At 68.0% G+C, this 10,969-nt stretch carries 11 protein-coding genes; 3 read left to right on the forward strand and 8 right to left on the reverse strand.

Going from position 1 to position 10,969, the window contains the following annotated elements:
• Window positions 1-177: 177 nt before the first annotated feature.
• The 4 genes from CXY77_RS15870 to CXY77_RS15885 form a co-directional block, all read right to left on the reverse strand.
• Window positions 178-807 carry a thymidine kinase gene (locus tag CXY77_RS15870; RefSeq protein ID WP_092340298.1) on the reverse strand — a complete coding sequence of 210 codons (630 nt, stop codon included), beginning with the start codon at window positions 805-807 and terminating at the stop codon, window positions 178-180.
• Window positions 807-2,222 carry a hypothetical protein gene (locus tag CXY77_RS15875; protein WP_092340299.1) on the reverse strand — a complete coding sequence of 472 codons (1,416 nt, stop codon included), beginning with the start codon at window positions 2,220-2,222 and terminating at the stop codon, window positions 807-809. Before CXY77_RS15875 ends, CXY77_RS15870 begins: the two co-directional genes overlap by 1 nt.
• On the reverse strand, window positions 2,219-3,574 hold the full coding sequence (locus CXY77_RS15880; RefSeq protein ID WP_140425559.1) for an ATP-binding protein: 1,356 nt from the start codon (window positions 3,572-3,574) through the stop codon (window positions 2,219-2,221). Before CXY77_RS15880 ends, CXY77_RS15875 begins: the two co-directional genes overlap by 4 nt.
• A 124-nt stretch (window positions 3,575-3,698) precedes the next feature.
• Window positions 3,699-4,940, reverse strand: coding sequence for an Rv2578c family radical SAM protein (locus tag CXY77_RS15885; protein WP_104130469.1), 1,242 nt, complete (start codon window positions 4,938-4,940; stop codon window positions 3,699-3,701).
• Window positions 4,941-5,331: 391 nt separating this feature from the next.
• Between CXY77_RS15885 and CXY77_RS15890 the strand changes: the two genes are divergently transcribed.
• From CXY77_RS15890 to CXY77_RS15900, 3 genes are all read left to right on the forward strand, one after another.
• Window positions 5,332-6,507: a DNA topoisomerase IB gene (locus CXY77_RS15890; protein ID WP_104130470.1), complete on the forward strand. Its 1,176-nt coding sequence runs from the start codon at window positions 5,332-5,334 to the stop codon at window positions 6,505-6,507.
• Window positions 6,508-6,593: 86 nt separating this feature from the next.
• Complete coding sequence (locus CXY77_RS15895; protein ID WP_092340304.1) at window positions 6,594-6,986, forward strand: hypothetical protein; 393 nt, start codon at window positions 6,594-6,596, stop codon at window positions 6,984-6,986.
• A 34-nt stretch (window positions 6,987-7,020) separates the two neighbouring features.
• Window positions 7,021-7,302, forward strand: a complete 282-nt coding sequence (locus CXY77_RS15900) for a hypothetical protein (RefSeq protein ID WP_092340305.1) — start codon at window positions 7,021-7,023, stop codon at window positions 7,300-7,302.
• 21 nt (window positions 7,303-7,323) lie between these two features.
• On the opposite strand, the gene CXY77_RS15905 is transcribed toward CXY77_RS15900, so the two are convergent.
• The 4 genes from CXY77_RS15905 to CXY77_RS15920 all read right to left on the reverse strand — a co-directional run bounded on the left by CXY77_RS15905 (window position 7,324) and on the right by CXY77_RS15920 (window position 10,968).
• Complete coding sequence (locus CXY77_RS15905; protein WP_104130471.1) at window positions 7,324-7,632, reverse strand: hypothetical protein; 309 nt, start codon at window positions 7,630-7,632, stop codon at window positions 7,324-7,326.
• A gap of 185 nt (window positions 7,633-7,817) precedes the next feature.
• Window positions 7,818-9,296: a malate:quinone oxidoreductase gene (locus tag CXY77_RS15910; RefSeq protein WP_104089016.1), complete on the reverse strand. Its 1,479-nt coding sequence runs from the start codon at window positions 9,294-9,296 to the stop codon at window positions 7,818-7,820.
• A 44-nt stretch (window positions 9,297-9,340) separates the two neighbouring features.
• Window positions 9,341-10,531 carry a PP2C family protein-serine/threonine phosphatase gene (locus tag CXY77_RS15915; RefSeq protein ID WP_092340308.1) on the reverse strand — a complete coding sequence of 397 codons (1,191 nt, stop codon included), beginning with the start codon at window positions 10,529-10,531 and terminating at the stop codon, window positions 9,341-9,343.
• Window positions 10,528-10,968, reverse strand: coding sequence for an ATP-binding protein (locus CXY77_RS15920; protein ID WP_158252862.1), 441 nt, complete (start codon window positions 10,966-10,968; stop codon window positions 10,528-10,530). Before CXY77_RS15920 ends, CXY77_RS15915 begins: the two co-directional genes overlap by 4 nt.
• Window position 10,969 lies beyond the last annotated feature (1 nt).

Raw genomic sequence — 10,969 nt, forward strand, 5'->3', positions numbered from 1 at the left:
TGTGGGCTTTGGGCGCTGTGCCCTGTTTGGGGGCCCACAGAACTGGCGGCTGGACCGGTCTGCTTCGAATTTCTAAGCTGGAAGCGGGGAACTGGGGGGACAGGGGGTGCTCGCGACGACGACGAGCGTCCCGACCGCGTCAGGCGGGCTGTGCGCTCGGCGCTTTATTCGGGCGGATTATTCGGGCGCTGGCCGGCTGCGATTGTTGAGCACTCCGTGGCTCTCGTCGAGATAGCAGCTGCCGCAGAGCGACTCGTAGGTGACCTCTTCGCCGTCGATGGCCACCTGGTCGCCGTCGAACACAAACGCGCCGTCGATCTTGCGCCCGTTGAACACCGCTTTGCGCCCGCAGCGGCAGATGGTTTTGAGCTCTTCGAGGCTGTGGGCAACCTCGAGCAGGCGGCGGCTTCCGGGAAAAGCGACGGTTTGAAAGTCCGTGCGAATACCGTAGGCCAACACGGGCACGTTCTCGAGAATCGCGATGCGCAGCAGGTCGTCGACCTGGGTTTCGGTGAGAAACTGGGCCTCGTCGAGCAGTAGGGCGCTTACGTCACGGCCGGACTGTTTTAAGACCTCGCCGCGGTGCTGCTGGAACGCGGCGTAGGCATCCGTTTCGGGAGTGAGCAGAAAGTCGACGGCGCGGGTGACGCCCAGCCGGGAGAGGATGCCGCGGTCACCCTTGGTATCGACGCTCGGCTTGGCGAGCAGCACGTGGTGGCCGCGCTCCTCATAGTTATAGGCCGCCTGCAGCATGGACGTGCTTTTACCGCTGTTCATGGCGCCGTATCGAAAGTACAGTTTCGCCATTATTTGATGCCTTTGGTCGTGGTGCGCTCAGCGTCAAATTCTAGCGTGAGCAGCGGATGCCGGCTGGTCACCCGCACCCGGGTGAACACGGCGCGCAGCACACTGAGGTACGGGCGCAGGGCTCGGCGGCGGTGAAACGGCGGCAGGGAGATGCCGGCCTGGATCGTGATGGTGTCGATGGCGCTCAACCCCGTTGTGCGCGGCCTGGGGGCGGTGGCGGCGTGCACCTGGGCCTGCGCGCGGGCCTGGGCCTTGGCCTGGGTCGCGGCCTGCTCTTCGGCGGCGGTGACGATGGCAATGGTCGTGGTGTCGGCGGCCGGTGTCGGCCGGGCTCCGCGGTGGCCGAAGGCCTGGGTGATCTGGTCGGTGTCGGCGGGGGCTTCGCCGGATCCGTCGATCTGTACGACCAGGCTGGTGGGGTCGAAGCCCTTGAGTCGGCAGAGGGCCACGATCAGGGCACCGACGGCGGCGCGCTGATCGGAGTCGAAGCCGGTCGCGCGGCGCTCGGGGTCGGCGATCACGCACAGCGGGTTGAGGCCGCGCTCGGTGAGTTTGAGGCGTTCGCGGTCGATGAGGTCGTCGAGCCAGGTGTGGTCGACCTCGGCCACGAGCACCCGCCGCACCTGGAAGGCGAGGGAGCGCGCCCGTTTGATGTCGGCTGCTGTCAGGGTTTCTCGCTCGAGTACGTCGGCCAGAAAGGGGAGCACATCGGCGCCGAGGTTTTTCAGACGCTGATCGACGACCTCGGTGGCGAGGAGACCCCGGCTCTCTTCGGTGCGCGCGCGGATGGCGCGGCGGGCATCCGTTTGCCAGCGGTGAATGGAGTTGACGACCTGGCGCGAATACGCCGCCGAGGCGAGCGCGGGGGCGAGCACCTGGGTCATGGCGATGATGGCGAAAAGGAAAGGCGGGGTCTGGATGCCGAGAAACGGAGACTGGGCCAGGGCCGTGACGCCGACGACGACGGCGGAGGAGACGCCGAGCGTGAGGATTTCTTTCCACGGACGGAATGGGGCAAGGGCGAGGAGCAGCAGGCCGAGTCCGATCGGGGCGAAGTCGTCCTGGATCATGCCGTTGAACTGCCAGGTGCTCGCCGCGGCGAGCAGGTGCGCCGCGAGGCCGAGGGCCACGATCACGACGGCGCGGGTGCGGGTGAACGGCGCCAGATCGGGGCGGGCGGCCCACACCAGCACGGCGGCCGCGATCATGAGCACGGCAACGGAGGCCGCGGCGAGCTCAGTGATCTGGATCTCGTGCATGCGCGATATCGTCGCGACGATGGCGTAGGTCACGACGATGAGGGCGACGACCGGGGCGAGGGGCCACGCGGCGAGGCCGCCGATGGGGTCGAGGCGCTGCTGCGAAGCGGATGCCGGCGCGCGCGGCCGGCGCGGGGTGGGGGTCGCGCGGGTCATCGGGGGTTCCGTGGGGTCGCCGGGTTGTGGCTGGGCGGGGTCGCGCGGGTCATCGGGGGGTTTCGCGGGGTCGGGCGGTTTCGCGCGGTCTGGCTGGTGGCAGGGTTCGTGGGCGTGTGTGTGGCGGCCGGAACCGTCAGGCGCACGCTCGTGCCGGCGCCGGGGCGGCTCCAGATCAGCACGGATCCGCCGAGCTGTTCGATGCGGCGCCGCACCGACTGCCGCAGACCGAGGCGGTCGGAGGCGGATTCCGATTCGGTGAAGCCGCGGCCGGCATCCGTTATGAGCAGTGAGATTGTGCTCAGGTCGGATTCGATGGCGACCTCGGCGGAGGCGACTCCGGCGTGCAGGATGACGTTGACGAGGCACTGCTCAATGGCGAGGCCCACGTCGCGGTCGCTGCCGGCGTCGAGGCACGCGAGGGCATCGCGGTCGCCGGTGACTTCGACAACGAGTCCGCGGTCGCGTGTGCGTTCGATGGCGGTGTAGACGGCGCTCGACAGCCAGGCGTCGCTGACGGGTGATTTCGGCGTGTTCTCAGTGGCTGTGCCGGTGACGGTTGGTCGCGGGGCGGTGTTGGTACGGGCGTCGATGTCGGTGAGCCAGTTGGTGTCGTGCAGGGTGGCGAGCGTGTAGTTGAGGCTCGCCCGGAGGCCCGGCGAGAGGGCGCCGGGTTCGGCCAGGGACAGGGCGACGAGCTGGGCCACGGTCGTGTCATTGAGTAGGGCGATGGCGCGGGTGTCGAGGGCGTCGCGGAGCTGGCGGTTGGATCCGTCTTGCACGGCACGGTGGATTGCGGGCTGGGCGGCGTTACTCGCGCGGCGGTCGATTCCGGCGAGCACCATGACGCCGACGAGCACGAGGTAGGTGGAGAGGGTGAACAGGTCGGGCCGGTAGGGCACTGCGGTACCCAGGATGGCGAGGAACGCGGCGGTCTCGGCGAGGATGAACGCCGCGGTGCTCCAGAGCACGCCGGCGAGGGCGGTGGTTCCGGCGCCGCCGACCATGACGAGTGCCATCTTCGGCAGGGCAACGAGGAACATATTCGACGCGGGGAATACGTCGGGAACGCCGAGCACGGTCGTGGTGAAGACGTAGACGCCGAGGGTTCCGACGATGAGATAGGCGACCGCCAAAGTGATGCGGCGGTGCCGGGTGAAAAGAATGAGCAGGGCCCCCATGGCGGCCACGACCACGATGGTGATCCAGAGTTCGGGGCTGCGGGTGAGGCTGAGAATGCCGACGGACACGACCGCGGCCATCAGGCAGGTCAGCGCGAACCAGTGTGCGGCCCGTGCGAGGGCGCGCGCGAGCGTCAGCTGCACTAAGTGGCCGGGTAGACCCAGAGACATATTTTCCCCCTGGTCAAGTATGCCACCGGGGTTGAATGGGGGCGGGTGGTGGTTGGGCGGGTGGCATAGCCGTGGGTCGATCATGGGCCCAGTTTCCCGGCCCCGGCCCGGAAAGTCTGACCGGTCAGAACAGGGTGGGTGAGAGTTCGGGCGGGAGCTCGGCGGCGATCAGCGACCGCGGGGACTCGGAGCCCGGGGCCCACCTTGTGACCCCGGGCCCAGTTTCTAAACTGGGCCCGGGGCCGGGGCCCGGGCCCCGGCCCCGGCCCCGGGAAGCGCCCGGTGCAGAGGCCAGCGCAGAACCCGGGCCCGGCGCAGGGAGAAGGGCGGGCGCGTGGGAGGCGGGCGCGGGCATCCGTTCCGGGGAGGACGGGAAGGCGCTGGAGCGCAGCCCGCCGGTGGACGGGTCGACGACCCCGCGCTCAAGGCCGTGCGCTCGAATGAGGGGTTTGATGCGGGCGGCGAGCCAGGTGCGGTATTCCTTGGGGGCGTACTGGCCGCGGGCGTAGAGCTCCTGGTAGCGGCCGACCAGTTCGGGATGCTCGCGGCCGAGCCACTGCAGGTACCAGTCTTTGACTGCGGGCTTCAGGTTGAGCCCCGAGTAGAGCACGCTCGTCGCCCCGGCAGCCTTGGCCTGGCGCAGCGCCTCGTCGAGGTGGGCTCGGGTGTCGGTGAGAAACGGCAAAATGGGCATGAGAAAGATGCCGCAGTCCAGGCCGCGTTCCCGCACCGTGGTGACCGTGGCGAGGCGTGCCGTGGTGGTGGGGGTGCCCGGCTCGACGGACTGCTGCAGCTCGTCGTCGTAGATGGCGATCGACATGGCCAGATCGACCGGAACATGCTCGCTCGCCTCGACCAGCAGGTCGAGATCGCGGGGCAGCAGGGTTCCCTTGGTGAGAATGGAGAAGGGCGTCTTGCTGTCGGCGAGGGCCGCTATGATGCCCGGCATCAGCCGGTAGCGTCCCTCGGCGCGCTGGTACGGGTCGGTGTTGGTGCCGAGCGCCACCGGATGCCTCCCCCACGTCGGTTTCGCCAGCTCTTTACGCAAGACCTCGGCCACGTTGACCTTCACAATGATCTCGCTGTCGAAATCCTTGCCGGCGTCGAGGTCGAGGTACTGATGCGTTGGGCGGGCGAAGCAGTAGGTGCAGGCGTGGGAGCATCCGCGGTAGGGGTTGATCGTGTAGCCGAACGGCAGCGCGCTCTGCCCGGGCACGTGGTTGAGCGCCGACTTGGCGAGGATCTCGTGGAACGTGATCCCGGCGAAGTCGGGCGTCTGCACGCTGCGCACGAGGTTGTTCAGGCGGGCCAGCCCCGGCAGGGCGCCGGGCCGCTCGGTCTGTAGTTCTTGTGAGCTCCACCGCATGGGTCAAGTCGAACATAGGTACGACTGAATTGCAAGTGTCTGCCGAAAAACCCGGAGTGAGCGGACGCCCGCGGCCCGCGCCGGGCTCGCGGAACTCAGCAGAGTTCGCGGCACTCCTACAGAGGGGTGCCGCGAACGCGTTCGAAGGTCGCGAGCGGGCGAGCCGGGCGCGAGCAGTGGCATCCGCTCGCAGCACGCGTTAGGGAAGTTGGCACTGGTTTGAACACGTGCAGGCTTCCTCAACACGTGCCACGAGCACACCGGAGGGGCTCGATGGGCGAGCGCGCCTGAGGGGCTCGATGGCCGCGAGCGCGCGGACACCGGCGCCGCGGCATCCGCTCGGCGGGGAATCGCTGTATTGTGCCGACATGCGATCAGAAGCCACACCGGCATGACCCGGCTGCGACGCAGTGACCCGACCCGGCCGGGGTACACGCGAAAGCGCGCCGGCACGGGCTTCAGCTACCGCGACCCCGCCGGGCAGAAGGTGACCGAGACGGCGCTGCGCGAGCAACTCGCGGCGCTCGCGATTCCGCCCGCGTGGAACGACGTGTGGATCTCGCCGCACGCGAACGGGCATATCCAAGCGATCGGCATCGACGCCGCCGGGCGCCGCCAGTACATTTACCACCCGGTGTGGCGCGAACAGAAGGACCGCCTCAAGTTCGAGCGCGCGCTGCAGCTGGCCGAATCGCTGCCGCGGGTGCGCGGCCAAGTCACCCGTGAGCTTCGCGGCGACGGCCCGCCGCGCACCCGGGCGCTCGCCGCGGCGTTTCGCATGCTCGACCTCGCCTCGCTGCGCATCGGCAGCGAGCGCTACGCCGATACGTACGGCAGCCACGGCCTTTCGACCCTGCTCTGCTCCCACGTAACGGTGCGCGGCGACGTGGTGCGGCTGAATTTTCCGGCCAAGAGTGGGCAACAGTTTCAGGGCGTCATAACGGATGCCGACCTCGCGTTGTATCTGCGCGCCCGCCTGCGCGAGCGGCCGGCCGCACCGCTGCTGTCCTGGGTACTGGATGACATCGAGGACATCGTGTCGGCCGCCGACATCAACGATTTCATCAAGGAACGAACCGGCGGGGAGTTCACGGCGAAGGACTTTCGCACCCTGCGGGGCACGGCCGCCGCCGCGCAGAGCCTGGCGGCCAGTCTCGCCGAGAGTTTGAAGGTGACCACGGAGGCGGGCGGCCGGCCGGCGGTATCCGGTGTGGCGGGCTCTGCCGGGCGGCCACGATCGTCTGGCGGCACGGATGGCGCGGGTGCTACAGGTGCGCCGGGTGCGCAAGCCTCAGCTGCTGGGCCGGCGGGATCGGCCGCGCCCGCGGCATCCGCTGCCCGGCCGCCACGTGCTGCGACGCGCAGCCGGCGCCAGGACAACCGTGTCATCGCCGCAGCCATGCGTCAGGCGGCGGATGCGCTGGGCAACACGCCGGCGATCGCGCGCACGAGCTACGTGGATCCGCGCGTGGTTGACCTCTATCTCGCCGGTGAGACCATCGACCCCGCGGGCCGAGTCTCGGTCGAGACGGCGCTGCGCACACTTTTACTCGGCGAAGCGACCTGATGAATCTCACCCGTTCGGGGTATAACTTGAGTGCCGCCCGCCGGTCGCCGCTGCGACCCGGCCGTCCCCATGAGAAAGGTAGACCTGTGACTTACGACTCCGACCCCGACAACCAGCCGCCGCTCGATGCCCCCGACACCCCAGAAACCGAATCGGCGCCCGAGGCCCCGGCTTCGCCGACCAACCCCGATCAGCTGGTCGGGCCGGATGGGCCCGACGGGCCGGACGACGAATACGCGGGCTCAGCCGTTCCGGTCGCAAGCGCGGGCACCGGTCCCGATGGGCCGGCCCCGAGCGACGACGGCTCGACAGCCGGGGAGGCCGCCGCGCCCGACAGCGATGCCGAAGACGATCAGGACAACGTCGACAACGAGCCCAACCTCGACGACATCGACCCCGCCGACAACCCGTCAAACCCCGATCTCGTCGGGCACGACGTCGACGCAGAAGACCCCCGCCTCGCCGAACCCACCGCGTGACGTCCCCGCACCCCGCAACCCCTAAGGAGTCCCCATGAAAGGCAAGTTCTTGTTCCTCGCCGGTACCGCGACCGGCTTCGTTCTCGGATCCAAGGCCGGCCGCCAGGCCTATGACCGGCTCAGCGCGAAAGCCCACGAAATGTGGGGCGACCCCGCCACGCAGAAAGTCATCTCGCAGGCCGAGACGATTGCCCGCGACGCCGCGTCCGTGGCACAGAACAAGGTGAGTGACCTGCTCGACCGCACCGAAGCATCCGTCAAGAAGGAGCAGCACCACACCAATCCCACCACGGGTGCCGACGGCCACGAAATGTAGACCGCGGGCCGACCGTCTCGGCTAGTCCGTGACGCGTGAGACCTGGCGGCTGCCGGGCCGCATTGGTGCGCCCGGGCCGGTTGCACCGCGCACCAAAAAACTGGCTTGGGCCCGGTCGAAGGATGAGTAGAACCACCTCGTGGTGAGCACGCCGAGCTTGGTCACCTCATAGGCGTCCCCGCTCTGCTGGATCACTCCGAGCAGGGCGGCCGGGTCGCCATCGAGCATGTGCGAATCTCGCACCAACCATTCGGTCGGGGTGACCTGGAGGATGCCGAGCTGCGATACGAGCGGATTCTGGGCGTCCGAAACGCCATTGTTCGGGTTCACGTGCCGCCTCCTGGCCGCCATTGGGCTTTAAGTAGACATCCGCTAACTCCCGCATTCAAGGGGTTGACAGCGCCCTCCTACGCGATCCCCGCCCGGCTCCAATCTTCCTTCCGCGAGAGCGCAAAAAGTGCCCGATTGGACACTCCAATCCGGCACTTTTTGCGCTCTCCCGAGGCGAGCTGGGACTAGTTCGTGAGGTTCAAGACCTCGGCGGTCGCGGCGAGGGACGCGGCAGCAGCAGCGGGGTCGTCGGAGAGGCGGGTGCCGTAGCTGGGGATCATCTGGCGGATCCGCGGCTTCCAGCCCTCGATGCGGTCGGGGAAGCAGCGCGCCAGCAGGTCCACCATGATCGGCGCGGCCGTCGAGGCTCCCGGCGAGGCGCCGAGCAGGCCGGCGATCGAGCCGTCGCTCGAGGTGATGACCTCGGTGCCGAACTGCAGCACTCCCCCGAGCTTGGGGTCCTTCTTCATGACCTGAACGCGCTGGCCGGCCGTGATGAGCTCCCAGTCCTTCGAATCCGCGGCGGGAATGAACTCGCGCAGGGCCTTGATCTTGGCGTTCCGCGACGCGAAAACCTCGCCGATCAGGTATTTCATCAGGTCGAAGTTGTTCTTCGCGACGGCTAGCATCGGGCCGAGGTTGTGCGTGCGAATGGAGAACGGCAGGTCGAACCAGGTGCTCGTCTTCAAGAACTTGGGGCTGAACCCGGCGTACGGGCCGAACAAAAGCGACATTTCGCCGTCGACGACGCGGGTGTCGAGGTGCGGAACCGACATGGGCGGGGCGCCCTTGGCCGCCTTGCCGTAGACCTTGGCCTGGTGCTGAGCGACGAGCTTCGGGTTGGTGGTGCGCAGGAACTGGCCACTGATCGGAAAACCACCGAAGCCCTTGATCTCGGGAATCCCGCTCTGCTGCAGCAGAGCGAGTGCGCCGCCACCGGCTCCGACGAACACGAAGCGGGCGTTGATGGTACTGCGGGTCTGCCCGACCTGGCGCAGCAATTTAAGGTTCCACGTGCCATCCGCTTTGTGCCCCAGGCCCACGACCTGCTCGTTCATGTGCATCGTGACGCCCTGCTGTTCGAGGTTCTCGAACATGAGCCGGGTGAGGGCGCCGAAGTCGACGTCGGTGCCGCTCGTGATGCGGGTGGCGGCGATCTTCTGGCCGGCGGGGCGCTTGCGGGTGAGCAGCGGAGTCCAGGTGCCGATGGTGGCGGTGTCATCGCTGAATTCCATGCCGGCGAACAACGGCTCGGGAGCGAGCACGGCGTGGCGCTTACGCAGGTATTCCACGTTGGCTTTGCCGTGCACGAAGGTCATGTGCGGGGTGGAGTTGATGAACTTCTCTGGCTCGGGCAGGGCGCCGATCGAAACCAGGTGCGCCCACAGCTGGCGGCTGATCTGGAACTGCTCGTTGATAACGACGGCCTTGTCGGCGGTGACCGAACCGTCCGCAGCCTGCGGCATGTAGTTGAGTTCGCATAGCCCGGCGTGGCCGGTGCCGGCGTTGTTCCACGGGTTCGAGCTCTCTTGGGCCAGCTCGCCGAGGCGCTCGTACACCTCGATGCGCCAGTCGGGCTGCAGCTCCTTCAGGAGCGTGCCGAGGGTGGCACTCATGATGCCGCCACCAATGAGGACTACGTCAACGGTTCCCTGAGAATTCACACTGTCGAGTGTATCGCTGCGAGCGGATCCGCCTGACCGCGCACTCACCGCTCGCCCGCGCGCCGAATGACGATGACCGTGACATCGTCGGGGGCGCTGAGCCCGGCCCGCAGCATCAGCGAATCCACAGCGTTCTGGGCAGTCGGCGCCCCACGCACCAGCCGGTCGACCGCGTCGAGGGAGGCGAGCGTGCCGTCAAACAGGTCGAGCACACCGTCGCTCACCGACACCAGCGTGCTGCCCGGCGCGAGCACGACAGTCTGCTCCTGCCAGGGCGAGTCGTCGCCGGCGCCGAGCGGCAGCCGCAGCGACGTGAGCCGCTCGGTCGTGCCGTCGGCGTGCACGACCAGGGTGAGGCCGTGGCCGGCATCGACGTAGCTCACGACACCGGTGTCCATGTCGAGTCGGGCGTGGAACAGCGTCACGAAACTGCCCGCCTCGTCGAGGTCTGGGTCGAGCGTCGCCGCCGCGATACGCGCGACCTCGGCCACACCATCGAGACGAGATCCGGCTCGCAGCACTGCCCGCACGGTCGCCGCGATGATCGCCGCACCCACCCCCTTGCCCATGACGTCAGCGAGGGTGAAGGCCGCGCCCTCCCCCACCGGATACCAGTCGTAGAAGTCGCCGCCGACGGCGCGCGACGGCGAACAGGCCCCGGCCACCTCGAACCCCGGCAGGCTCACGAGTTTCTTGGGCAGCAGGCCGTGCTGTACCGCGGCTGCCTGGTCGAGTTCCTGCGAGGCGTTCAGCTCGTTCTGCACCCAGAACGCCAGGTCGCGGAGCAGATTCTGCTCGAGCGCCGAGAACTCGCGCGGCACGGTATCGAACACGCATAGGGCGCCGATGCGTTCGCCGCCTTGCGCTTCGAGAACATGACCGGCATAAAAGCGGATGCCCGGTTCCCCGGTCACATAGATATTGTCGCGAAACCGCGGGTCCAGCCGGGCATCGGGCACGATCAACGTGCCGCAGGCGTCGATGGTGGAATCGCAGAAGGCACTGGACCGCGGATACTCGAGGGGCTGATCGGGCTCGATGCCAGCGCTGGACTTGTTCCACTGCCGGTCGTGGTCGATGAGCGAGATGATGGCGATCTGCACATGGAAGAGCTCTTTGACCAGCCGGGTGATGCGGTCGAAGCGTTCCTCCGGCGCGGTGTCGAGGATATGCAGGTCGTCGAGCGCGCGCTGGCGGGTGAGTTCGGTGTGCTGGAAAATAGCCGACGCAGTCATGACCGCAGCGTTCGCACGATGTGCCAGCGGTTCACGTCGCCGTCGCGGGTGTATTCGAGCTCGTCGACGAGGGCCTGGATGAGCGCGATTCCCCGGCCCGATTCGCTCAGCGCATCGGGCATCTCACGGCTGTCCACCGCACCGTCTGATGCGGGGTCGGCGGACGCCGCGAGCAGCTCCACTACCGTCCCCCCGGTATCGCTCAGCCGCGCGTCGATCGAGACAGCGCTCACCTCGAGCCGCAGTGCGCAGGTCACACCGCTGCCGGTGTTGCCGTGGCACAGCACGTTCGAGGCGAGTTCGATCAGGGCCGTCTCGAAACTGAAACGGTCTCTCGGGGAGACGTGCGCGGCATCCGCCCAGACCGTTTCGAGCAGGGCGTGCACGGTGTCCACGTCGTCGGGCGGTGAGACCAGCGTGAGGGTGTGCGCGCTCACG

Source organism: Cryobacterium sp. N21 (genome assembly GCF_002929575.1).
In the GTDB taxonomy this organism is placed as follows: Bacteria; Actinomycetota; Actinomycetes; order Actinomycetales; family Microbacteriaceae; genus Cryobacterium; species Cryobacterium flavum.